Consider the following 23489-nt stretch of genomic DNA (forward strand, 5'->3'; position numbering starts at 1 on the left):
AGGGGCCTATTTTAGGTGCCCCGTACAGCCCTTTGTCGGCCAAAGCCGCCATCTTTGCCGGATAGCGACAAAACTGCTAGCGCGCTGCCATCCATACCTTCAGGGCCTGCACAGTCTCACGCACATCATGCACACGCACGATACGGGCGCCTCGGTCCACCGCCAGCAAGGCGGCCGCTACGCTGGGTACCATGCGGTCGGTCACGTCGAGCTGGGCGACAGTCGCGAGCGAGGTGCTGGTTACGGCGGCCAAAGACGATTTGCGCGACCAGGCGGCCAGCAACGGATAACCGGTGGCGAGGAACTCCTGCTGCCGCGCGAGCAACGCGAAATTCTGCGCCACGGTTTTACCAAAGCCCACACCCACATCCAGCACGATGCGGGATTTATCAACGCCAGCGGCCTGCAGGCCAGATGCGGCGCTTTCCAGAAAAGCCATCACCTGCGGTACCACATCGCCCTCCATGGGGGCAACCTGCATGGTCTGGGGTTCGCGATGCATGTGCATCAGACAGACACCGCAATTCGGGTGCTGCGCCACCACCTGCACCGCACCCGGTTTGCGCAGGGCCCAGATGTCGTTGATGACATCGGCGCCCAGGTCGAGCACAGCCTGCATCACTTCAGGTTTGTACGTGTCAACCGACAGCGGCACACCGAGGCTGACCGCATGGCGAACCACAGGCAGCACCCGTTCAAGCTCTTCCTCCAGTGGTACGGGCGGTGCGCCAGGCCGGCTTGATTCACCGCCAATGTCCAGCATGTCGGCGCCATCCCGGATCAATTTCTCACAATGAGCAAAGACGCCTGAAAAACCACCACCGAGGGTGAAATACCTGCCCCCATCCGAAAATGAGTCGGGCGTGACATTGACGATACCCATGACGCGCGGCTTGGACAGATCAATCTGAAAGCGGGAGGTTTGCCAGATCATGGATGGATGTCCCGAAACGAATGAAGGGTTAAACCACAGGCCGGTAAGCAATGCAATACCGCGCAACGAACGGTGCGTTGCCGAAGCCATACAAAGTGGCAAGCCCAGGAGCCATGTTCTCCACCATGAAAAAACCGGGGACTGGCCCCGGTTGTGATGACTGCCTGGCAGTCGTCTTCATGCTTGTGGAGGAATCAGGCTACCGTAGGTGCCGGATCGGTACTGACAGCAGGTGTACCGCCGCTGGGACCGCTACCGCCGCCTACCGACGAATTGCGCGGCGTCCAGTCCTTGGGCGGCCGGGGTTCCTTGCCGGCCATGATGTCGTCCAGCTGGTCGCCGTCAATGGTTTCCCATTCGAGCAAGGCCTTGGCCATGGCATGCATCTTGTCCTGGTTGTCCTCGATCAGCTTGCGCGCCTGGGCGTACTGCTGGTCGATGATGCGGCGTACTTCGCCGTCCACCTTTTGCAGGGTCGACTCGCTCATGTTGTTGGTCTTGGTGACTGAACGGCCCAAAAACACTTCGCCTTCATTTTCCGCGTACACCATGGGGCCCAGGGCCTCGGTCATGCCGTAACGGGTGACCATGTCGCGGGCCAGCGCTGTGGCACGTTCAAAGTCGTTGCTGGCGCCCGTGGTCATCTGGTTCATGAAGACTTCTTCGGCGATACGGCCGCCAAACAGCATGCTGATCTGGCTCAGCATGTACTCGCGGTCATAGCTGTAGCGGTCTTGCGCCGGCAGGCTCATGGTCACGCCCAGTGCACGGCCGCGCGGAATAATGGTGACCTTGTGAACCGGATCGCACTTCGGCAGCATCTTGCCGAGCAGCGCGTGACCGGACTCATGGTAGGCCGTGTTGCGGCGCTCTTCTTCGGGCATGACCATGCTCTTGCGCTCGGGGCCCATCAGTATCTTGTCTTTGGCTTTTTCGAAGTCCTGCATCTCGACGGTGCGCGCGTTGCGGCGTGCAGCCATCAGGGCGGCTTCGTTGCACAGGTTGGCCAGGTCAGCGCCCGACATGCCGGGCGTGCCGCGGGCGATGACCCCGGGGCTCACATCCTGGCCGAGCGGAACCTTGCGCATGTGCACATTCAGGATCTGCTCGCGGCCGCGGATATCGGGCAGCGTCACATAGACCTGGCGGTCAAAACGGCCGGGACGAAGCAAGGCGGCGTCCAGGATGTCGGGACGGTTGGTGGCAGCCACCACGATCACGCCGACATTGGTTTCAAAACCATCCATCTCGACCAGCATCTGGTTCAGGGTCTGCTCGCGTTCGTCATTGCCGCCGCCCAGGCCCGCGCCGCGCTGGCGGCCGACTGCGTCGATTTCATCGATAAAGATGATGCAAGGCGCGTTTTTCTTGGCGTTGTCGAACATGTCGCGCACACGCGACGCACCCACACCGACGAACATTTCAACGAAGTCAGAGCCGGAAATCGAGAAAAACGGAACTTTTGCTTCGCCGGCAATGCTCTTGGCCAGCAGGGTTTTACCGGTGCCCGGAGGGCCAACCAGCAGCAAGCCACGCGGAATACGGCCACCCAGTTTCTGGAATTTGGCGGGGTCTTTCAGGAAGTCGACCACTTCCTTGACTTCTTCCTTGGCTTCGTCGCAGCCCGCCACGTCGGCAAAAGTCACTGGATTGGTGGATTCATCGAGCAGGCGCGCCTTGGATTTACCGAAGCTGAAAGCCCCGCCCTTGCCGCCGCCCTGCATCTGCCGCATGAAATAAATCCACACGCCGATCAGCAGCAGCATGGGGCCCCAGCTGATCAGCAGGGACGTGAGCAGGGAGGTTTCTTCGCGGGGCTTGACGTCAAACTTCACGTCGTTGGCGATCAGGTCGCCGACGAGGCCGCGGTCAAGGTAGGTTGCGGTGGTGCGAACCTTGCGATCATCCACCGTGGTTGCGGAAATCTCGGTGCCGCCCTGGCCTTCGGCGATGGTGGCCTGCTTGATGCGCTTGCCGCGCACCTCTTCCAGGAACTCGGAGTAACCCAGGTAGTTTGAGCCGGCGCTACCGCGTGGATCAAATTGCTTGAATACGGTAAACAGCACCATGGCGATAACCAGCCAGATTGCAATTTTGGAAAACCACTGATTGTTCAAGGACTACTCCGGTATAAGAACAAAAGTCACATGCGCCTGATTTTAGGCGTTTCAAGGGCAAAAACCGCGTAATCCCCTGCCAGCCCCATGTTTGAAGCGGGTTTAGGTGATTTTTGCCACCGTATCGCACTCATTGTGCAGCGTCAGCGCGCCTTTTAAGTCCTCTGCCAATCAGGAAAATCTCCGACGACCCGGGGCGCGAGGCCTTGGGTTTGAGGGGCTTGACCGTCTTGAAGGTGTCCTTGAAAAGCTTCACGAGCTGATCGTATCCACTGCCGTGAAAAAGCTTCACCACCAGCGTGCCATCCGGTTTCATCCGGTTCTGGGCAAATTCCACGGCCAGCTCTATGAGGTGGGCAATCCGGGCCGCATCGGCCGATTCAATACCCGACAGGTTGGGCGCCATGTCCGAGATCACAAGATCGACCCGGATCTGCCCTTCGGACGAGGCCAGCGCCTGCTCCAGCTTCTGCAGCACCTCCGCCTCCCGGAAGTCGCCCTGGATAAAAGTCACCCCCTCGATCGGCTCCATGGGCAGCAGGTCCAGCCCGATGATGCGGCCGTTGAGCTCCCCCGCCGCCGCGCCGGTGGGTGACAGCTTGCGCCTCACGTACTGACTCCAGGCCCCGGGCGTGCTACCCAGGTCGACCACACAGTCCCCCGGCCGGATCAGGCCGAAGGTTTCGTCAATTTCCTTCAATTTGTAAGCGGCCCTGGCCCGGTAGCCCTCTTTTTGGGCCAATTTGACGTAGGGGTCGTTGATGTGGTCGTGCAACCACGCCTTGTTGACCTTTTTCCCTTTCGCACTGGCTTTCGATACGGCTTTGGCAGCGGCCTTCGCGTCGGTCTGGGTGCCGGGTTTGAAGTCGGTCTTGGCATTTACTTTCATGGGGTCTATTGTCCTCTTCCCGACTCCCCCGATAATTGGGTCATGGCTCAAATACAACTTACCCCCGCCCAGCGCAAGGATCACCGCGCCGATGCCCATCACCTGAACGCAGTGGTGATGATCGGCTCCGATGGCCTGACCGCTGCCGTCAAGAAAGAAACCGACGCGGCCCTGAACGCGCACGGCCTCATCAAGGTGCGGGTTCAATCAGACGACCGCGCCGGCCGAGAAGCGATTTTCCAGAACCTGGCAGATGAACTCAACGCCGCCCCCATCCAGCATATCGGCAAGCTGCTGGTCCTGTGGCGCCCAATGCCGGAAAAGGAAAAGAAGGTCAATGAAGACCGCATGCCCGGCCCCCGTGATGTCAAGGTACTGAAAAACAGCTCCCGCTACGGCCAGCGCCCCGAAGTCAAAACCCTGCGCGTGCTCGGCAACCAGCGCCTCACGCCCGGCGGCACCGTCAAACGCGCCAAAAAACCCCAATTGAAAAGCGTCAAGAAGAGTGCACAGGGCTGAGTTCCCCGCCCGCAAGGCACGGGGTAATTGCCCCGATAGCGCCCCGACAGGCACATTCTTCCTGGCCCGGTAGCCCCAGGCCTTTAGATTCGAGACTTTCGCCCACAGCTGTACGTCATGACCAATCCCCTTCTCGACTTCTCCGACCTTCCCCTGTTTGACCGGATTCAGCCCGAGCATGTGGCGCCAGCCCTCGACGAGCTGCTGGCCAAGGCTGAAAGCGCCCTTGAGCATGTCACGGCAGCGGATTTTCCGGCCTCATGGAGCGGTATCGCCGGCGTGCTGGACGTGGCCACCGAGAACCTGGGCCGCGCTTGGGGCGCCGTGAGCCACCTCAACAGCGTGGCCGACACGCCGGAGCTGCGCGCGGCCTACAACGCCGCCCTGCCGCGCGTGACTGAGTTCTGGACCCGCCTGGGCGCCGATGAGCGCCTTTACGCCAAATACAAAGCCATCGACGTGGCCACCCTGAACACCGAGCAGCGCCAGGCCCATAAAAACGCCATTCGCAACTTTGTGCTGTCGGGTGCGGAACTGAAGGGCGCCGACCGCGACCGTTTTGCCGAGATTCAGGAACGCCAGGCCGAGCTGAACCAGAAATTCAGCGAGAACGCCCTGGACGCCACCGACGCATTTGCCTATTACGCGACAGAAGCCGAGGTTGAGGGCATTCCTGCAGACGTGCTTGAAACAGCACGCAACCAGGCCCAGTCCGAAGGCAAGACCGGCTACCGCCTCAGCCTGAAAATGCCAAGCTACCTGCCTGTCATGCAGTTTGCCAAAAGCAGCAAACTGCGCGAAACCTTTTACAAGGCCTACACCACCCGCGCCAGCGACCAGGCCGCACCCGAGTTCAGCAAATTCGACAACAGCGCCATCATGAAGGAAATCCTTGCGCTGCGCCTCGAAGAGGCGAAGCTGCTGGGCTACCGTAATTTCGGCGAGGTCTCGGTGGTCGCCAAGATGGCCAAGTCCCCCGACGAGGTCATCACGTTTTTGCGTGACCTTGCCCGGCGCGCCCGACCCTATGCCGAAAAGGATGTTACCGACCTGCGCGCCTTTGCCACCACCCAGTTGGGCCTGGCCGACCTGCAAGCCTGGGACTACGCCTACATCGGCGAAAAACTCAAGGAAGCGCGCTACGCCTTCAGTGAACAGGAAGTCAAACAGTACTTCACTGCCCCCAAAGTGCTGGCAGGCCTCTTCAGGATCGTGGAAACACTGTTTGAAGTCGCCATCCGCAAGGACTCGGCACCCGTGTGGAAGCCTGGCGTAGAGTTTTTCCGTATCGAGCGCAACGGCCAGCTCGTGGGCCAGTTCTACCTGGACCAGCCCGCCCGCAACGGCAAACGCGGCGGCGCCTGGATGGATGATGTGCGCACCCGCTGGCTGCGCCCCGACAACGGCAAGCTACAAACCCCGGTGGCGCATCTCGTCTGCAATTTCGCCGAGGGCGTGGGCGGCAAGCCAGCCCTGCTCACGCACGACGACGTGACCACGCTGTTCCACGAATTCGGCCACGGGCTGCACCACATGCTCACCCAGGTCAACGAACGGGACGTTTCCGGCATCAGCGGCGTCGAATGGGACGCCGTCGAGCTTCCCAGCCAGTTCATGGAAAACTTTTGCTGGGAGTGGGACGTGCTCAAGCACATGACCGCCCACGTGGACACCGGCGCTGCCCTGCCGCGCGAGCTGTTCGACAAGATGCTGGCCGCCAAAAACTTCCAGAGCGGCATGCAGACGCTGCGCCAGGTCGAGTTTTCACTATTCGACATGCTGCTGCACACCTCTCACAACCCAGCCGACGACCTGATGGATCTCCTGAACGAGGTGCGCCGCGAAGTCGCTGTCATTGCGGCCCCGGCCTACAGCCGTACTGCGCATACATTCAGTCACATTTTTTCCGGTGGTTATGCGGCCGGGTATTACAGCTACAAATGGGCCGAAGTCCTGTCTGCCGACGCTTATGCCGCGTTTGAAGAGTCCGCCCATCCTGCAGCCGATCCGGGTACAAACACTGACGCCGGCACAGGATCGGGTACCGTTAATGTAGAAACAGGCCGAAAATACCGGCAAGCCATCCTGGAAGCAGGGGGCAGCCGTCCGGCCATGGAATCATTCAAGGCCTTCCGGGGCCGGGAGCCAACGCTGGACGCGCTGATGCGCCACCAGGGTATGGCTTGAAACACCTGAGCCAAGCCACTTCAATTCAAATTCAAGACTGACTGGGGAAACCATGAAATCAAACGCTGTTAGATCCTTCTCTCCTAACGCCCTGCTGGCCATGCTGCTGCTTGGGGGAAGCTTAATTTTTATGGCGCTGCCGTCACACGCGCAGCAGGTCTACCGCATCGTGGGACCCGACGGCAAGGTCACCTTTTCCGACCAGCCACCGCCGGCGGCAAGTAGCGGCAAGGTTAGCGCTGCCAACGCAGCGTCAAGTGGTGGAGCAGCATCCGGAGGTCTTCCTTTCGAATTGCGACAGGTTGTCAGCAAATACCCGGTCACGTTGTACACCAACGAAAAATGTATTCCCTGCGGTTCCGCTCGTGCCATGCTGATAAGCCGTGGCATTCCCTTCAGCGAGAAAACCGTTAGCACCAATGAAGATATTGCGGCCCTGCAGCGGGTGAGCGGCGATGCATCGCTACCCTTTCTGACCATAGCCGCCCAGCAACTCAAAGGCTATTCGGACGCAGAGTGGACGCAGTACCTGAATGCAGCGGGCTACCCTGCTGCGTCCATATTGCCAGCCACCTACCAGCGCCCCGCGCCTACACCCCTGGTCGCCGTGAGCAAATCTCCAGCAGCGGGCACCGCCCCAGCCGCTCCTGCCGCACCATCCCAACAGGCTGCTCCGGCGGCACCACCCGCCGCCACGGCCAACAACCCTGCCGGCATCAAATTCTGAGCGGGCTCTGAAAATGCAAAATGCCGGGTACCAGCCCGGCGTTTTGCTTTCTGGGGCTAGAGCAGCCTAGAACACCAGCGTCTTCACCCCGCCCGGCGCACCCAGCAGGCAGACATGCGCCTTCTGGTGGGCGAACACCCCCACCGTCACCACGCCCGGCCACTGGTTGACCTGCGACTCAAAACCCAGTGGGTCGGCGATCTTCAGGCCGGTCACGTCCAGGATGTGCTGGCCGTTGTCGGTGACCAGCGGTTTACCGTCCTTGAGCCGCAGGTTGGCCGTGCCGCCCATGGCTGCAAACTGCTGCGCGATGCGCCTGGCCGCCATCGGAATCACCTCAACGGGCAGCGGAAAGTTGCCCAGCGCCTGCACCAGCTTGGACTCGTCGGCAATGCAGACAAACTTGCGCGACTGGGCCGCCACGATCTTTTCACGCGTCAGCGCCGCACCGCCGCCCTTGACCATATAACCCGCGTTGTCGATCTCGTCGGCGCCGTCGATGTACACCGCCAGTTCGTCCACCTCCGTCGCGTCAAACACCTTGATGCCCAGCGCCTGCAGGCGTTCCGTCGAGGCCACCGAGCTCGACACCGCACCGGCAATACGTCCCTTCATGGTGCCCAGCGCGTCAATGAATTTGTTCACAGTCGAGCCGGTGCCGACTCCCACAATGCTGCCTTCCTCGACATAGTGCAGGGCTGCCTGGCCGACCAGGGTTTTGAGTTCGTCTTGGGTCATGGCTTGAGTCATGGAAGTGTTGAAGAGTGTTTGGGGGGCCGGGGCGAAACGGGTTTTGCGACAATCAGGCTTCATGCCCGGCCTGCCCGGGTGGTTCATCGCCTCATCGCCAAAAGCCGAATTATCCAATGTCCCTGCTCCCCTACGCCCTGGCCCGCCCTTTTTTATTTGGGCTTGACCCCGAAACCGCCCACGAGCTGACCATGGCTTCGCTCGCGCGTACCCAGGGCACGCCGCTGTCGCTGGCGTATTGCGGCAACCGCGTGAGCGATCCCGTCGAGCTGGCCGGCCTGAAATTCGTCAACCGCGTGGGTCTGGCCGCCGGGCTCGATAAAAACGCCCGTTGCATCGACGGCCTGGCCGCCATGGGTTTTGGTTTTGTCGAAGTCGGCACCGTCACCCCTCTGGGCCAACCGGGCAACCCCAAGCCGCGCATGTTCCGCCTCACCGAAGCCAACGCGCTCATCAACCGCCTGGGCTTTAACAATGAAGGGCTGGCCGCTTTTCTGGCCAATGTGCAGCGATCCAGCGTGCGCAAGCAAGGCGCGCCAAACAGCCTGCTGCTGGGCCTGAACATCGGCAAAAACGCCGCCACGCCGATTGAAAACGCGGTGGACGATTACCTGACCTGCCTGGACGGTGTCTACCCGCACGCGGACTACGTCACCGTCAATATCTCCAGCCCCAACACCAAAAACCTGCGCGCCCTGCAAAGCGACGAAGCCCTGGACGCCCTGCTCGGCCGCATTGCCGAACGCCGCGAGACCCTGGCCAAACAGCACGGCAAGCGTGTGCCGATTTTTGTGAAGATCGCACCCGACCTCGATGAAGCCCAGGTCGATGTGATTGCCGCCACGCTCAAGCGCCACGCCATGGACGGCGTCGTCGCCACCAACACCACGCTGAGCCGCGACGCGGTGAAAGGCACGCGCCATGCCGAAGAGGCCGGCGGCCTGAGCGGCGCCCCGGTGCTGGAAGCCAGCAACCGCGTCATCGGCCAGTTGCGCACGGCACTCGGCAAAGGCTTTCCCATCATCGGCGTGGGCGGCATCATGAGCGGTGCGGACGCCGTCTCCAAGATCAAGGCCGGCGCCGACGTCGTGCAGATCTATACCGGCCTCATCTACAAGGGCCCTGAACTGGTGACTGACGCCGCGACTGCGATCAAAAACAGCCGCTAGACCAATAGGGACTTGCGCAGGCAGCTATTGAATTAATAGCAACGAATCCGCAAGGCACGGCATTGGCTTACGGAGCTTTTTTGCGCGGCATCGCTGCCGCTCGCGGCCTCGCCACTTTGGCCACCTTCTTCTTCACCGCGCCCGCAGCTTTACGCGCCACACCCAGCTCCACCCACACCGGCGCATGGTCGCTGGCGTGCTCCTGCCCGCGCACCCAGCTGTCTACCCCGGCAGCTTTCAGGCGCGGCGCCAGTTCAGCGTTCAGCAGGATGTGGTCGATGCGCAAGCCCGCGTTGCGCTGCCAATGCTGGCGAAAATAGTCCCAGAAGGTGTAGACGCGTTCATCCGGGTGCAAATGCCGAAGGCTGTCTACCCAGCCTTGCCCCAACAGCTTTTCATAGGCCGCCCGGCTTTCGGGCTGCAACAGGGCGTCCTTGCGCCAGGACTTGGGGTTGTAGATATCAAAGTCCGTCGGCACCACGTTGAAGTCACCCGCCAGCGCCACCGGGTGCCCGGACGCATAAAGCCCCGCCGCGTGCTTCTGCAGCCGCTCAAACCAGGCCAGCTTGTAGTCAAACTTGGGGCCGGGCTGCGGGTTGCCGTTGGGCAGGTACAGGCAGGCCACGACGATGCCGTCCACTGCCGCCTCCAGATAGCGGCTGTGGTCATCTGACGCATCGCCGGGCAGCTCACGCCGTATTTCAACCGGCGCCTCACCCCTGGCCAGAATCGCCACACCGTTCCATGAACGCTGGCCTTTCCATAAAGCGCTGTAACCCGCTTCCCGCAGGTCGGCCTGGGGAAACACACTGTCCAGCGCCTTGAGCTCCTGCAGGCAGACCGCGTCGGGCGATTCTTTGGCCAGCCAGTCAAGTAACTGCGGAAGCCGCGTCTTGATGCCGTTGACGTTAAAGGTCGCGAGTTTCATCAGACCCCGATCAAACGCTGGCCAAACCCCAATCAAACGCCGGGCGAAGGCTTACCCCGGCCCGGCCCGCGCCGGAAAGCCTCGGCACCGCCGCTACCGCCGCCGTCAGGAAAGCTGTGCTGCTTGAGCTTGCCGGCCTTTCCGGGCTTCACCGGGTTTTCAATCAAGGTGCTGGCATCGTTGCCATCCGCTTCATCGTCCGGCTCGCTGTGCGGAGGATGCGGCACCGTCGCGCCTTCGCCGGTTTTGGCGCGTGTCGGGCTGGTGTTGGTTTTTGCCATGAGTGCTCCAGAAATCGAAGCTTCAAAGTACCAGCACAGGCTGCGGGCGGGTGTCGGACAACACCGCAAGGCCGCTGCCCCGATACCCTGAGGGCACCAGAAAAGGCGATGCAAAGCGAGCCGGCCAGGCCAGCATGAGCCGCGGAACCGGCTTCGCCGGGCGATCTATAAGCCACCCCCGTCCAGGCTCACTGCGTGTAGCCTGTTCCCCCTCGAGGGGGCGGCGCCTGCGGTCTGGCAAAGCCAGTCCCGCGGCCCCCACTGGTGAAATACGCCCACTGGTTACGCCGCTGAACTCTTCATGCAAGCAGGGGCCGCGGAACCGGCTTCGCCGGGCCGCAGGCGCAGCGGCCCCCTTGGGGGGCAGGGAGCTACACGAAGTGAGCGACCGTGGGGGCCCGGGTTAGCCCGAAGGCGGCGTAGAGCCTGTCCCCTAGAGTACCCGGCGCGCTGTGCCGTTGGCCCTGCAGCGACTACCATGCAGGCAGTTTTGACAGGAGACCTGCCTTGGCCGCGACCCCCACTTCGGCGACGACGCCCCCTTCCCTTGCGTCTTCCTCTTTTTCCCTGGACCCCGCTTCCCCCTACCCCCACCTGCTCGCGCCGCTGGACCTGGGCTTCACCACGCTGAAGAACCGCGTGCTGATGGGCAGCATGCACACCGGCCTGGAAGACGGCCGCAAACACTTCCCCGCCATGGCCGCCTACTTTGCCGAGCGCGCACGCGGCGGCGTGGGCCTCATGGTTACCGGGGGCTTTGCGCCCAACATCGCCGGCTGGACCAAACCTTTCGCCGGCATGCTCGCCAGCTCAGGCGCTGCGCGTCGCCACAAACAGGTCACCGACGCCGTGCACACCGAAGGCGGCAAGATTGCCCTGCAAATTTTGCACACCGGCCGCTACGGCTACCACCCGCTGTGCGTCGCGCCCTCGCGCATCCAGAGCCCGATCTCGCCATTCACCCCGCGCGAGCTTAGCTCCGGCGGCGTCGAGCGGCAGATTCGCGCCTTCATCCGCTGCGCCATGCTGGCCCGCGATGGCGGCTACGACGGCGTCGAGATCATGGGCAGCGAAGGCTACTTTATCAACCAGTTCCTCGTTACCCACACCAACCAGCGCACCGACGAGTGGGGCGGCAGCTATGGCAACCGCATGCGTGTGGCCGTGGAGATCGTGCGCCGCACGCGCGAAGCCGTCGGCCGCGACTTCATCATCATCTACCGCCTCTCGATGATCGACCTGATTCCCGGCGGCAGCAGCTGGGAAGAAGTCGTGCTGCTGGCCAAAGCCGTTGAAGCCGCCGGTGCCACGCTCATCAACAGCGGCATCGGCTGGCATGAGGCGCGTGTGCCGACAATCGCGACGTCAGTACCACGCGGCGCCTTCACCTGGGTCACCAAAAAGCTGCGAGGCGACCTGCGTGCCGCCGGCCTCACGATTCCTGTCATCACCAGCAACCGCCTGAACATGCCCGAAGTGGCCGAACAGGTGCTGGCCGACGGCAGCGCCGACATGGTCAGCATGGCCCGCCCCTTCCTGGCAGACCCCGAGTTCGTCAACAAGGCCGCGCAAGGCCGCCGCGATGAAATCAACACCTGCATCGCCTGCAACCAGGCCTGCCTGGACCACGCCTTCCAGGCCAAGCTGGCAAGCTGCCTCGTCAACCCCCGCGCCGGGCATGAAACCGAACTTGTCATCCGCATCGCTCCCGCCCAAAAACGCGTTGCCGTTATAGGTTCAGGCCCCGCGGGTCTGGCCGCCGCCACCACTTTGGCCCTGCGCGGCCACAGCGTTGACCTGTATGACGCTGCCGACAAAATCGGCGGCCAGTTCAACCTGGCCAAGCGCGTGCCCGGCAAGGAAGAGTTCGAAGAAACCCTGCGCTACTTCGGCCAGCGCATCACCGGCACCGGCGTGAAGCTGCACCTGAACACCCGCGTCTCGGCGGCCGACCTCATTGCGCAAAAGTTTGACGAAGTCGTGCTGGCCACCGGCGTCACGCCGCGCAACCCGCGCATTCCCGGGCAAGACCATCCCAAGGTGCTCAGCTACATCGATGTGCTGCTGGGCCGCCAACCCGTGGGCGAGCGCGTCGCGCTCATAGGCGCAGGCGGCATCGGCTTTGATGTCGCCGAATTCCTCGTCACACCCACCGGTCACTCCACCGCACTCGACCTGCCCGCCTGGCTCGCCGAATGGGGTGTGGCCGATCCCGGCGAAGTGCGCGGCGGCGTCGTGCGCCCGCAGGTCACGCCGCCGGCGCGCCATGTCACCCTGCTGCAGCGCAAGCCCGGCAAGCTGGGCGCGGGCCTGGGCAAGACCACCGGCTGGATCCACCGTGCCGCGCTGAAAATGAAAAACGTCGAAATGCTTTCAGGCGTCAACTATGAACGCATTGGTGAAAACGAAGGAGGCTCAGGCCTCAGCCTCTTCATCACCTTCGGCGAAAAGCGGCTGGACGGCACCGTGCTGTCAGTCGACAACATCGTGCTGTGCGCCGGGCAGGAACCCCTCCGCGAACTGCTGGAGCCGCTGCGCGCGGCCGGCGTCAAGACGCACCTGATTGGCGGCGCAGATGAAGCCAGCGAACTCGACGCCAAACGCGCGATTGACCAGGGGACGCGGCTGGCGGCGATGGTTTGATCCAGGCCCCACTCACGCAGATGCGTCAGGTTCGTCCTTGCGCTCCAGCAGCAGGCGAAGCATGCGCTCCGGGTTTTGCAAAAAATCGCGCGTAACCCGGTAGTGCTCAGTCTCGGCGTACTGAATGCGCTCCAGGCCGGACTCCGAGCACGCATAAATCCAGGCGTCCGGGTAAGCCATCAGGATGGGCGAATGCGTCGCGATCAAAAACTGCGACCGCTCCAGCACCAGGTCATGCATGCGCGACAACACCGCCAGCTGGCGTTGCGGCGACAGGGCCGCTTCCGGCTCGTCAAGGATGTACATCCCTTCCGGGCCGAACCGGTGGTTGAGCAGCGACAGAAATGACTCGCCGTGAGACTGCTCATGCAACGAGCGCGAGCCATAGAAAGTGATCACCGGCGGCCCCATGGAAGGTTCTGCGTCCAGGTTCTCGATCTCCGTCGCCACATTGAAGAAGCTCTCTGCACGCAGAAAAAAGCCGGTCTTCGGCCGCTTGAAGCCTTTGGCAACGCGAATGTATTCGTTTAGCACCGAATGGGAAACGCGTGTACCGAAACGGAAATTTTTGGTACCGCCTTCTGCGTTAAACCCCAGCGAAACTGCAATCGCCTCCAGCAGCGTCGACTTTCCCGAGCCGTTTTCACCCACAAAGAACGTCACTTTCGGGTGCAGGTCAATATACTCCAGCGTGCGGATGGCCGGCAGGTGAAACGGGTAGGCCGCGAAAGACTCCACCTTGTCGCGCACCAGCGTGACGCGGCTGGCAAACTGGCTGGAGATGATCGATGACATGACCGGAGTTTAAGGTGGCGGCGACGCTGGAAAATAGCTGACGAAGACCCGCCCGGTCTGGGGCACTTCCCCGTCAAGCATCAAGCCTGTGGCGAGAATATTTGCTGCCCAAACACAAAGAGAAGCCTGTCGCCATCATCCACCGCGTACGGCGGCCGGGCGACAGTACTCCCTGGATTCAAACAGGCATCTTCTACTGCCAGTTTGCAGCAATGACCGGTGACAAGTTTGTTTGATAGCCAGCCGGCAATGTGGTCTCACCTGCCGCCGGTGGCGAGAACGCCGCCATTGCATCAACCAGGTTTTGCACCTGACTGTCCAGCAAACGAGTCCCGTTGGCCAGCTCAAATATTTCCACATGGTTGCCGGCGCCCTGGTACCAGTTGGTGACAGCCACTTTGTCCGTTGTGCCTATGACAGAGACCTCCAGATTGAGCCCTACCTGCTGAAACCAGAGCTGGTCGGCAGCAACGCTGGCGTCAAACCTCAAGGTGTCGGTCACACCCGCAGTGGCATCTGTGTCTGTGAGGACGTCAGCGCCGTCACCCCGCGCAAACAGGTAGGTATCAGCGCCTGAGCCACCAAAAAGCTGGTCATTTCCAGTGCCCCCCGTCAAGGTGTCGTTGCCCCCCAGGCCGCGGAGAATATCGTTGCCGGCCAACCCATTGAGCGTATCTGCCGAGGTATTGTTGCCAATCAGGCTGTCCGCGCCGGTCGTAGCTGTCCCGAGGATGCCCCCGTTCAACAAAATGGCATCGATGTCTGCAGGCCTCCACACCGTGCCATCGCCGAACGCGATTTCCTCAACGGACCAGGGTGTCACCGAGTTGTTGGCCAGGTAGTTGCTCACCGTCAGGGTGTCGGTCGTCCCCGTGATTCTCAAAACGAGATTGTTCCCGCTGCGAGTTACCGTGATACCGGTAGGTGTAATACCCGCGTCAAATTCAATCCGATCAATGTTTCCCGCGGTCCCATCGTTGTCATAAATGGTGTCCTGGCCGCCGCCCACTCCGAAGCGATAGATGTCGTTGCCCGTGCCGGTGTAGACGCCGTTCCAGGTGTCATAGATTCCGCCCGCCAGGATGTCGTTGCCCGATCCGCCCACCAGAATGTCGTTACCGGCGCCGCCTTGCAAGGTGTCACCATCGGCACCACCATTGAGTGTGTCGTTGCCGTTGCCTCCACTCAGGGAGTCGCCGCCGGCCTCGCCCAGCAGCATGTCGTTGCCGTCTTCCCCGTTGAGGGTGTCGACGCCATTGCCGCCGTACAACGTGTCGTTGCCGGCCCGGGCGCTGATGGTGTCATTGCCGTCATTCCCCACGAGCACATCATCGGAGGCATAGCCGGTCAGGGTGTCATTGCCTGAGCCGCCCGTCAGCGCCATCAGCTTCACATTTGCAACTGACCAGACCGTGTTGACATCATCAGTGAAGCGGATCTCTTCAACGGCCCAGCCTCCGGCTCCATCCCCGCTGAAATAGCCGTTAACCGTAATCTGGTCGGCGGTGCCTTGAATCTTCAGGACCAGGCTGTCGCCCGATCGCGAAGCCAGCACGCTGGCGGGCAGGATTCCAGCCTTGAAGACGATCTTGTCGACAACGCCAGCGGTGCCGTCGTTGTCGTAGATCGTGTCCTGGCCATCGCCCAAGCCGAACAGGTAGGTGTCGCTGCCCGCGCCGTTGTAATTGCCGTTCCAGGTGTCGTACACCCCTCCGGCCAGGATGTCATTGCCGGCACCACCCTCCATGGTGTCATTGCCTGATCCGCCTTGCAAGGTGTCCACATCGGCTCCGCCATTGAGCGTGTCGTTACCGTTACCGCCGCTCAGGGAATCACCACCGGCCTCGCCCAGGAGCACGTCGTTGCCGTCCTCCCCGTTGAGGGTGTCGGCGCCATTACCGCCGTACAGCGTGTCGTTTCCGGCCCGGGCGCTGATGGTGTCATTGCCGTCATTGCCCACGAGCACGTCGTCGGTGGCGTAGCCCGTCAGGGTGTCATTACCGGCCGTACCGACCAGAGCCATCACCTTCACATTGGCAATCGACCAGACCGTGTTGACATCATCGGCGAAACGGATCTCTTCCACCGCCCAGCCGCCGGTGCCGTCCCCATTGAAATAGCCATTGACCGATATCTGGTCGCTGGTGCCGATGATTTTGAGCACAAGAATATCGCCGGAACGGGAAACCAGGACATCTCCGGGGAGCACCCCGGCTTTGAAGATGATCTTGTCAATGACGCCAGCAGTGGAGTCGTTGTCGGAGATCGTGTCCTGTCCATCACCTCGCCCGAACAGATAGGTGTCGCTGCCGGTTCCGGTGTAAACACCATTCCAGGTGTCGTACACCCCGCCGGCCAGAATGTCGTTACCCGACCCGCCATCCAGGGTGTCGTTCCCGGCACCTCCTTGCAGTGTGTCGACATCGGCACCGCCGTTCAAGGTATCGTTGCCGTTGCCTCCGTTCAGGGAGTCGCCGCCTGCCTCACCCAGAAGCAGGTCGTTGCCGTCTTCTCCGTTAAGCGTGTCCGCGCCATTGCCGCCGTACAGCGTGTCGTTGCCGCCACGACCACTCATGGTGTCATTGCCATCGTTGCCCGCCATCACGTCGTCGGTGGCATAGCCAATCAGCGTGTCATTGCCAGCGCCGCCCACAAGCGCCGCCATGTTCTTGACGTTGGCCACAGACCAGACCGCATTGACGTCATCAGTGAAGCGAATCTCTTCGATGGCCCAGCCGCCGGCGCCATCCCCATTGAAATAGCCGCTCACCGATATCTGATCGCCGGTGCCGATGATTTTGAGCACCAGGGTATCGCCAGAGCGGGAAACCAGGACATCCCCCGGGAGAACTCCGGCTTTGAAAATGATCTTGTCAATGACACCTGCGGTCGTGTCGTTGTCGGCGATCGTGTCCTGCCCGTCTCCGCGCCCAAACAGGTAGGTGTCGCTGCCTGTGCCGGTGTAGACACCGTTCCAGGTGTCGTACACCCCGCCGCCCAGCAGATCATTACCGGCCCCGCCTTCCAGGATGTCGTTACCCGCTCCACCCTGCAATGTGTCGCCATCGGCGCCTCCGCTCAGCGTGTCATTGCCGTTGCCACCGCTCAGGGAATCACCGCCGGCGTCACCCAGAAGCAGGTCGTCGCCATCTTCCCCGCTGAGGGTGTCGGCGCCATTACCGCCGTACAACGTGTCGTTGCCAGCCCGGCCGCTGATGGTGTCGTTGCCATCATTGCCCACGATCACGTCATCTGTGCCGTAGCCGACCAGTGCATCGTTGCCGGCACTGCCGACAAGGGCCATTGTCCTGACGTCGGAAACCGTCCATACCGTATTCAGGTCGTCCGCAAAACGGATTTCTTCCACGGCCCAGCCGCCAGTACCGTCTCCATTGAAATAACCGTTAATTGTTACCTGGTCGCTGGTACCCTGGATCTTCAGAACCAGGCTGTCACCCGAGCGCGAGATCAACACGCTGCCTGGCAAGATGCCAGCCTTGAAGACGATCTTGTCGACGGCACCGGCCGTCGTGTCGTTGTCGGCGATCGTGTCCTGGCCGTCGCCCAAGCCGAACATATAGGTGTCGCTTCCCGCTCCGTTGTAGTTGCCGTTCCAGGTGTCGTACACCCCGCCGCCCAGCAGGTCGTTGCCGGCTCCGCCTTCCAGGATGTCGTCGCCGGCGCCACCTTGCAGCGTATCGTTGTCAGCCCCACCCAACAGGGTGTCAACACCGTTGCCTCCGATCAGGGAATCCGCACCGGCATCGCCCAGGATCAGGTCGTTGCCATCTTCACCGCTGAGAGTGTCAGCGCCATTGCCGCCATACAGTGTGTCATTGCCTGCCCGGGCGCTGATGGTGTCGTTGCCGTCATTGCCCACGATCACGTCATCGGTGGCGTAGCCGGTCAGGGCATCGTTGCCGGCACTACCGACCAGTGCCATATTCTTGACGTCTGTCACTGTCCAAACCGTGTTCAGATCATCGGCGAAGCGAATCTCTTCGATGGCCCAACCGCCCGCACCGTCTCCATTGAAATAGCCGTTGACCGTTACCTGGTCACTGGTGCCCTGGATTGCCAGGATCAGGCTGTCGCCGGAGCGCGAAACCAACACACTGCCCGGCAATATTCCAGTCTTGAAGACGATCTTGTCGACGGCGCCAACGGTGGTGTCGTTGTCGGCGATCGTGTCCTGACCATCGCCCAGGCCGAACAGGTAGGTGTCGCTGCCCGCACCGTCGTAGTTGCCGTTCCAGGTGTCGTATACCCCTCCACCCAACACGTCGTTGCCGGCGCCTCCATCCAGAACATCGTCACCCGCTCCGCCCTGCAAGGTGTCCCCGTCGGCGCCACCATTGAGGGTGTCATTGCCATTGCCGCCGATCAGGGAATCAGCACCGACGCCGCCCTCCAGCACGTCGTTGCCGTTGCCGCCACTGAGCGAGTCGGCTCCGACTTCTCCGTTCAATACGTCATTGCCGTCATTGCCGGTCACGGTGTCGTTGCCGTCCCCGGCATTGATCGTGTCGTCGGTGGCATAACCCTGAAGCGTGTCGTTGTTGACCGTTCCAAGCAAGGCTTGCGCCTTCACGGTGGCGATGTCCCAAATCGTCGCCGGATCGTCGACAAACTGAATCTGCTCAATCGCCCAACCTCCAGCACCGTCCCCGCTGAAATAGCCGTTAATCGTTATCTGGTCGCTGGTGCCCTGAATCTTCAGCACCAGGCTGTCGCCCGAGCGGGAGATCAGCACGCTGGCAGGCAGGATGCCTGACTTGAAAACAATCGTGTCGATGGCTCCGGCGGTGGTGTCCTGGTCAACAATTGTGTCCTGCCCATCACCCAGGCCAAACAGATAGGTATCGCTGCCCGCGCCGTTGTAGTTGCCGTTCCAGGTGTCGTACACGCCCCCGGCCAGGATGTCGTTGCCGGCGCCCCCTTCGAGCACGTCGTCGCCGGATCCACCTTGCAATAGATCACTTCCTGCACCGCCGTCCAGCCAGTCACCGTCGGCGCCGGCACTGAAAGTATTTGCAGAGGCATCTCCCAAATAAATATCGGAACGGCTGCTTCCGCTGGTTGCCAGCCCCGAATACACATCCAACGATGCGAGCTCCCCCCTTAACGGTGAGTCCACGGCCAAAGCATCAATCCAGTTGCGCAACATTGATATTCCGCCAAACCCGACAGCAGATAGTGCTCCGGCCGTATAGTGGTGAAGCTCAACCAGGTCGATAAGTGCGTTGCGTTCATCTGCGGCTCTATGGTTTGTAAGCGCAGTAGTTAGTCCAGTCGTGTTAAACGAAATTCCAGTCCCACTAATAGACAATCCAATGCCGTCCAAATAGGGCTTAAGCCTCGTCTGCACTACCAATGCGCCATAAACACTTTCCTTGAGCGCGCTATAGGCTTGCTGCAACAGGTCTACCTGTGCGGCCGGCGGACTGACGATGTAGTGGTACACCACGTTTCCAGTATTCGGATCGGTGTTGCTGCTGATGGCAAACCCCGCTGGGCGAGGCCCACCATTTTCATCGCCGTAAAAACGGCTGCCATTGAACGCCTCGAGCACATAGATAAGGTTCTTGTACTCGGCTTCAGTCACGCCGGTCGGCAAGTTGTAGGTCACGTTGGCATTGAGGCCGTAAAGCACGCCATGCGAATAGGTAGAGGTGTTAGCCCACAGATTGACAAGGTTATCAAGCTGGCTGCGCTGGCCATCACGGGTAGGGGTAGTTGCAAAGGTCTGCAGGGCATTGGCGAAGTCGCTGTCCAGGCTAGCTGCGGCCCGCATATTTCGCACCATGCCGGAACCATCCATCTGCGGAAGTGCCTGGGCTTGCTCGGTGATAGGAACAGGGTTGCCGGCTTCATCCACCACTTCGGGTGGGAACTCGGTAAAGAAGTTATTGGTCTCGAGGTCGATCGCACCGACGGTGTGCGTCTGACCGTTCTGAGTGAACGTCGTGCTCAGAGCCACGGTATTGTTGTTGATCACCTGACCCGCTTGCGGGCCCGTGCTGGTGCCGTTGACGCCAATGCTGGTGATACTGAGCTCGGTCAAGGTCTTGAGCTCGCCGCTCTGGGTAATACCGTCCTGATTGGCGTCTTGCCAGATCCTGAGTTCACCGAATGCTGCATCTGCGCTGTTAATGAAACCATCGCCGTTGGCGTCCAGGTCACGCAAGGCGTCGAAGCCGTCAGTGGCCAGTGTGCTGTTGCTCTTAATGGTGTCTACACCAAAGAGTTCCCGGCCGGTATCTATGGTGCCGTTGCCGTTGAGGTCCCGCACCAAGAAGCCGTCATCGGGTCTGGCCCATCCGGTGCCTGTCTTGATGCCGTCGCCGTTGTGGTCGAAGAGAATGGATCCGCTGGCACCTGTCAGTTCCAGGCCGTCGCCGTCCAGGTCCATAACTAAAGGGTCACGACGGACGACTATGTTACGAGCATCAAAGAATCGGGTGTTGGCAAGAGGGTCAACGTGGGTCCAGTCATATATTTTTCCTCCAATCCCCAGCGCATTTACCCCATCGATAATTGCCCCTGCGGTCAATCCTCCAGATATCCCGGCTACTTTCGAAAGCGCTTCCCACTTCCAGATATTGCCGGAAATGGCTAAACCCAAACGTGTAAGTGACATAGCAGTACGAACAGTGGCGGTCAGAGCCGCGGCAACTGCGAGCTCAGCCACAATCTGGGAGCTTGCTGCCGCTACGTCGATTCCGTTGTCTGCTTCATCAAGTTTTTTTATCCCCTCTGCCAACCCATTGAGGCCATCGATTCTTTCCGTCCACGTCACTAAATCTTTAAGTAAGCTCACAAGATACCTCCATTTTTAAACGCAAAAAAAGCAACCAATCCAAACTGCACACATGCATGAAAAAAAACCGAGAAGAAGCTGTCGGCGCCGATCAACTGCCTCATACGGACGTGAATAAAAAATAGTATTAAAGGTAGAAAAATCCAAAGGATTACCCACTTACCAACTACCAAACCATCTTGAGCAGTAAATAAAGAGGCAACCCATAAATTTGTCAGGAGAAATACAACGCAGATCGATGACGACGCTACCAGCACTACTCCGTCCCTGCGGTGTAGTAAGTCCCTCATAAATACCCCTAAGTTTTCGGTCTCATCAATCATGCTTACGTCTCCCTCCAAATCGAACTTGACCAATACTCACGCTTGAACACAGCGATAAAAAAATGTCACCCAACGCCTGCAATCCAACTGACATGTCTTGTTCGACGCTCGGCGACTCTAGGCGAACAATTTGAACCAGATGTTGTGAATTTGTAAGCCATCCATGACGGCTCGTCACAGAAGCGCGACCAATCTGCAAATCAATCTACGCGAATCAAATGACAATATGAAGTGACACCCCTGTCACATATAACAGGGTGATCGGGTAAACACCGACGCGCCCACAACGCCTTGAACAATTTAGTTCTAAGCTACACGATAGGAAGATCTATCGAGGTCAAAAAATTTGTGATTTCTGACCACTCCATCCACGCAATGCAACACTCATTCAAATCTCGATAGATGAGCAATGCATCCATATCCCATTCAAGGAGATTTCGATGACGGCCACTCTTCGCCAAGCTCTGATTCATATACGTTCGGGGCAATGGAACGACGCACACGGCATTGTGCAAAGCGATGAATCGCAACTGGCTGCCTGGCTACACGGCATCTTGCATATCCAGGAAGGTGACCTGGAAAATGCCGAGTACTGGTACGGCCAGGCGAACCGCAACTTCCACAGCCGTGGAACAGTCGATGAAGAGCTGCAACGCTTCGAGGCGGCGTTACCGAAATAAGGGCCACCAGGTTTTAAAAGTCTGACGCGACTCACGCCGTACCGCATGCTCACGACTCAGCCGCAATTCTTGCGCCTGTCTGACTACCACTTGCTTATTGACTACCGCCGTAACGGATCCAGCAGCGGCTTCAACCCGTTGTGGTCGATCTCCTGCATCAACTGCAGCAGGCGGCCGATTTCGCCTTTGGGAAAACCTTCGCGGGCGAACCAGTTAAGGTAGTTGCCAGGCAGGTCGGCGATCAGGGTGCCCTTGTGTTTGCCGAAAGGTATTTCGCGGGTCACCAGCAGCTGGAGGTCTTCGGGGTTCATGCCTAACCGCCTGCCCGCTTGGGCGCGTAGCCCTGTTTTTGCAGGGCCTGCATGACGGTGTCGCAATGGTCGCCCTGCACTTCAATGATGCCGTCTTTGGCCGTGCCCCCCGAACCACAGGCGGCTTTGAGCTGTTTGCCCAATTGCGCCAGGGCCAGCGCGTCCAGCGGCAAGCCCTTGATGACGGTGACAGTTTTTCCGCCGCGGCCTTTGCTTTCACGCATGACGCGCACCACACCGTCGCCCTTGGGCGCGGCCTGCTGCTTGCACGTGCACGCGGACACCGGCTGGCGGCAGCCAGGGCACATGCGTCCCGCGTCGGTGGAATACACGAGGCCGCCGCTGGTGGGGAGTTTCTTCATGGAGTTTAAGGAGGGGATGCGTGGAAAGCGGCTCTGGCCGGGTAACACCGCAGTGTGGTCACCACGGCCGGGTCAGCACGGCCTAATACGAACGTTCACAAATGTTCTGGGCCATATTGCCGAAAAATGAAAAATGTACCTTATAAACACGGCTGGGATTTTCAGCCAGCGCCGCGCAGCCGCTCAGGGTCATACACCCATATCACAACAGGCAGCGCATCGGCCCGGCACATCAACGCAGTACCAGCACCAGGACAGCACCATGACCGGCACCTCTTTTTTGATCGGCTTCTTTATCTTTGTGGGCAGCGTGGCCCTGGGGGCGCTGGGCTATGAACGCTGGCTGTCGCATGTGGTGTCGGCCCGCAAGAAGGTGGCGCGCAACCACGCGCTGCGCCGCAAGCCGCTCACCAGTCGCGACGAGCTCGCGGTGTGGCGCTGGCTGGCAGACATTTTTCCGGACCACCATGTATTGATCAAGGTGCCCTTTACCGGCTTTATTGAACCCAACAGCCGCGGCGGCGACGCGCACTGGCAGGCGCTACTGAGCACCGTGAGCTTTGCCTGCGCCGTGGCCGACCGCAAAGGCGCTGTGCTGGGTTGCGTCGATGTGCTGGGGCGCGGCGAGCAGGCAGACCGCAAGCATGCTTTCAAGCGCGAGCTGCTGGGCCGCGCCGGCATTCCCTACTGGATTGTGGACAGCCAGCGGCGGCCCGAGGCCACGCTGCTGCGTGAAAAGTTCACCGGTGCTGCCGCCGAGCAGGCGGCGATCAAAAAGACGCCACGCTCAGCCATGCCCCGCAAACCCGTCACCGCGCTGGAGCAGCGCCGCCTGTCACGCGTGTCCAACAACGCATCGGACCTGACCCGCACCGGCATGACGCCGCTGCATCTGAAGTCCACGCTCAAGCTGAAGGCACTGGCACGGGCCTTTGCCTGGCGCCTGGCCGGTGAGCCGCCTTCTTACAGGCCACGGAGTTCCCGCAGGCCCATGGGCTTTCCCACCACCAGCATCAGCAGCTCCACCATCTGAGCGAACCTGCACGCCCCCCGG

The 23489-nt window shown here is 60.7% G+C and carries 18 protein-coding genes; 7 read left to right on the forward strand and 11 right to left on the reverse strand.

What is annotated here, in order from left to right; genetic code table 11:
- Positions 1 to 76: 76 nt before the first annotated feature.
- The 3 genes from folP to ACXJKE_RS01080 all read right to left on the reverse strand — a co-directional run bounded on the left by folP (position 77) and on the right by ACXJKE_RS01080 (position 3940).
- Positions 77 to 934, reverse strand: coding sequence for a dihydropteroate synthase (folP, locus tag ACXJKE_RS01070; RefSeq protein ID WP_457278726.1), 858 nt, complete (start codon positions 932 to 934; stop codon positions 77 to 79).
- Positions 935 to 1128: 194 nt separating this feature from the next.
- Complete coding sequence (gene ftsH, locus ACXJKE_RS01075) at positions 1129 to 3051, reverse strand: ATP-dependent zinc metalloprotease FtsH (RefSeq protein ID WP_457278727.1); 1923 nt, start codon at positions 3049 to 3051, stop codon at positions 1129 to 1131.
- A gap of 130 nt (positions 3052 to 3181) precedes the next feature.
- Positions 3182 to 3940, reverse strand: coding sequence for an RlmE family RNA methyltransferase (locus ACXJKE_RS01080; RefSeq protein WP_457278728.1), 759 nt, complete (start codon positions 3938 to 3940; stop codon positions 3182 to 3184).
- A gap of 42 nt (positions 3941 to 3982) precedes the next feature.
- Between ACXJKE_RS01080 and ACXJKE_RS01085 the strand changes: the two genes are divergently transcribed.
- The 3 genes from ACXJKE_RS01085 to ACXJKE_RS01095 all read left to right on the forward strand — a co-directional run bounded on the left by ACXJKE_RS01085 (position 3983) and on the right by ACXJKE_RS01095 (position 7373).
- Positions 3983 to 4459 carry a YhbY family RNA-binding protein gene (locus ACXJKE_RS01085; protein WP_457278729.1) on the forward strand — a complete coding sequence of 159 codons (477 nt, stop codon included), beginning with the start codon at positions 3983 to 3985 and terminating at the stop codon, positions 4457 to 4459.
- Between the two features lie 117 nt (positions 4460 to 4576).
- Complete coding sequence (locus tag ACXJKE_RS01090; protein WP_457278730.1) at positions 4577 to 6646, forward strand: M3 family metallopeptidase; 2070 nt, start codon at positions 4577 to 4579, stop codon at positions 6644 to 6646.
- Positions 6647 to 6698: 52 nt separating this feature from the next.
- Positions 6699 to 7373 (forward strand): glutaredoxin family protein, encoded by a 675-nt coding sequence (locus ACXJKE_RS01095; RefSeq protein ID WP_457278731.1) that lies wholly within the window; start codon positions 6699 to 6701, stop codon positions 7371 to 7373.
- Between the two features lie 66 nt (positions 7374 to 7439).
- Here the strand turns inward: ACXJKE_RS01095 and rpiA are convergent, their stop codons facing one another.
- The gene (gene rpiA / locus ACXJKE_RS01100; protein ID WP_457279766.1) at positions 7440 to 8111 is read right to left on the reverse strand and encodes a ribose-5-phosphate isomerase RpiA; all 672 of its coding nucleotides are present in this window, start codon (positions 8109 to 8111) and stop codon (positions 7440 to 7442) included.
- 128 nt (positions 8112 to 8239) lie between these two features.
- On the opposite strand from rpiA, the gene ACXJKE_RS01105 reads away from it, so the two are divergent.
- Positions 8240 to 9292: a quinone-dependent dihydroorotate dehydrogenase gene (locus ACXJKE_RS01105; RefSeq protein ID WP_457278732.1), complete on the forward strand. Its 1053-nt coding sequence runs from the start codon at positions 8240 to 8242 to the stop codon at positions 9290 to 9292.
- Between the two features lie 67 nt (positions 9293 to 9359).
- Here the strand turns inward: ACXJKE_RS01105 and xth are convergent, their stop codons facing one another.
- Both xth and ACXJKE_RS01115 read right to left on the reverse strand, forming a co-directional pair.
- Positions 9360 to 10220: an exodeoxyribonuclease III gene (xth, locus tag ACXJKE_RS01110; protein ID WP_457278733.1), complete on the reverse strand. Its 861-nt coding sequence runs from the start codon at positions 10218 to 10220 to the stop codon at positions 9360 to 9362.
- A gap of 32 nt (positions 10221 to 10252) precedes the next feature.
- Positions 10253 to 10501 (reverse strand): hypothetical protein, encoded by a 249-nt coding sequence (locus ACXJKE_RS01115; protein WP_457278734.1) that lies wholly within the window; start codon positions 10499 to 10501, stop codon positions 10253 to 10255.
- Positions 10502 to 11068: 567 nt separating this feature from the next.
- Between ACXJKE_RS01115 and ACXJKE_RS01120 the strand changes: the two genes are divergently transcribed.
- Positions 11069 to 13144: an oxidoreductase gene (locus ACXJKE_RS01120; protein WP_457279767.1), complete on the forward strand. Its 2076-nt coding sequence runs from the start codon at positions 11069 to 11071 to the stop codon at positions 13142 to 13144.
- Between the two features lie 12 nt (positions 13145 to 13156).
- On the opposite strand, the gene ACXJKE_RS01125 is transcribed toward ACXJKE_RS01120, so the two are convergent.
- The 3 genes from ACXJKE_RS01125 to ACXJKE_RS01135 all read right to left on the reverse strand — a co-directional run bounded on the left by ACXJKE_RS01125 (position 13157) and on the right by ACXJKE_RS01135 (position 21082).
- On the reverse strand, positions 13157 to 13930 hold the full coding sequence (locus tag ACXJKE_RS01125; RefSeq protein ID WP_457279768.1) for an AAA family ATPase: 774 nt from the start codon (positions 13928 to 13930) through the stop codon (positions 13157 to 13159).
- A gap of 202 nt (positions 13931 to 14132) precedes the next feature.
- Positions 14133 to 20759: a calcium-binding protein gene (locus ACXJKE_RS01130; protein WP_457278735.1), complete on the reverse strand. Its 6627-nt coding sequence runs from the start codon at positions 20757 to 20759 to the stop codon at positions 14133 to 14135.
- Complete coding sequence (locus ACXJKE_RS01135) at positions 20756 to 21082, reverse strand: hypothetical protein (RefSeq protein WP_457278736.1); 327 nt, start codon at positions 21080 to 21082, stop codon at positions 20756 to 20758. Before ACXJKE_RS01135 ends, ACXJKE_RS01130 begins: the two co-directional genes overlap by 4 nt.
- Positions 21083 to 21522: 440 nt before the next feature.
- Here ACXJKE_RS01135 and ACXJKE_RS01140 point away from each other — a divergent pair, with 440 nt between their 5' ends.
- A complete protein-coding gene (locus tag ACXJKE_RS01140) occupies positions 21523 to 21762 on the forward strand; it encodes a hypothetical protein (protein ID WP_457278737.1) in 240 nt (79 codons plus the stop codon).
- A gap of 101 nt (positions 21763 to 21863) precedes the next feature.
- On the opposite strand, the gene ACXJKE_RS01145 is transcribed toward ACXJKE_RS01140, so the two are convergent.
- Positions 21864 to 22073 (reverse strand): DUF3820 family protein, encoded by a 210-nt coding sequence (locus ACXJKE_RS01145; protein WP_457278738.1) that lies wholly within the window; start codon positions 22071 to 22073, stop codon positions 21864 to 21866.
- A gap of 2 nt (positions 22074 to 22075) precedes the next feature.
- Positions 22076 to 22435 carry a translation initiation factor Sui1 gene (locus ACXJKE_RS01150; protein ID WP_457278739.1) on the reverse strand — a complete coding sequence of 120 codons (360 nt, stop codon included), beginning with the start codon at positions 22433 to 22435 and terminating at the stop codon, positions 22076 to 22078.
- Positions 22436 to 22697: 262 nt separating this feature from the next.
- Here ACXJKE_RS01150 and ACXJKE_RS01155 point away from each other — a divergent pair, with 262 nt between their 5' ends.
- Positions 22698 to 23468 (forward strand): DUF2726 domain-containing protein, encoded by a 771-nt coding sequence (locus ACXJKE_RS01155; protein ID WP_457278740.1) that lies wholly within the window; start codon positions 22698 to 22700, stop codon positions 23466 to 23468.
- The last annotated feature ends 21 nt before the right edge of the window (positions 23469 to 23489 follow it).

The organism is Polaromonas sp. P5_D5, from assembly GCF_054049435.1.

Excerpts from the sequence above, each read along its gene's own strand:
- folP (WP_457278726.1), bottom strand. The coding sequence starts at position 934 with ATGATCTGGCAAACCTCCCGCTTTCAGATTGATCTGTCCAAGCCGCGC.
- ACXJKE_RS01080 (WP_457278728.1), bottom strand. The coding sequence starts at position 3,940 with ATGAAAGTAAATGCCAAGACCGACTTCAAACCCGGCACCCAGACCGAC.
- ACXJKE_RS01085 (WP_457278729.1), top strand. The coding sequence starts at position 3,983 with ATGGCTCAAATACAACTTACCCCCGCCCAGCGCAAGGATCACCGCGCC.
- ACXJKE_RS01090 (WP_457278730.1), top strand. The coding sequence starts at position 4,577 with ATGACCAATCCCCTTCTCGACTTCTCCGACCTTCCCCTGTTTGACCGG.
- ACXJKE_RS01095 (WP_457278731.1), top strand. The coding sequence starts at position 6,699 with ATGAAATCAAACGCTGTTAGATCCTTCTCTCCTAACGCCCTGCTGGCC.
- rpiA (WP_457279766.1), bottom strand. The coding sequence starts at position 8,111 with ATGACCCAAGACGAACTCAAAACCCTGGTCGGCCAGGCAGCCCTGCAC.
- ACXJKE_RS01105 (WP_457278732.1), top strand. The coding sequence starts at position 8,240 with ATGTCCCTGCTCCCCTACGCCCTGGCCCGCCCTTTTTTATTTGGGCTT.
- xth (WP_457278733.1), bottom strand. The coding sequence starts at position 10,220 with ATGAAACTCGCGACCTTTAACGTCAACGGCATCAAGACGCGGCTTCCG.
- ACXJKE_RS01115 (WP_457278734.1), bottom strand. The coding sequence starts at position 10,501 with ATGGCAAAAACCAACACCAGCCCGACACGCGCCAAAACCGGCGAAGGC.
- ACXJKE_RS01135 (WP_457278736.1), bottom strand. The coding sequence starts at position 21,082 with ATGATTGATGAGACCGAAAACTTAGGGGTATTTATGAGGGACTTACTA.
- ACXJKE_RS01140 (WP_457278737.1), top strand. The coding sequence starts at position 21,523 with ATGACGGCCACTCTTCGCCAAGCTCTGATTCATATACGTTCGGGGCAA.
- ACXJKE_RS01145 (WP_457278738.1), bottom strand. The coding sequence starts at position 22,073 with ATGAACCCCGAAGACCTCCAGCTGCTGGTGACCCGCGAAATACCTTTC.
- ACXJKE_RS01150 (WP_457278739.1), bottom strand. The coding sequence starts at position 22,435 with ATGAAGAAACTCCCCACCAGCGGCGGCCTCGTGTATTCCACCGACGCG.
- ACXJKE_RS01155 (WP_457278740.1), top strand. The coding sequence starts at position 22,698 with ATGACCGGCACCTCTTTTTTGATCGGCTTCTTTATCTTTGTGGGCAGC.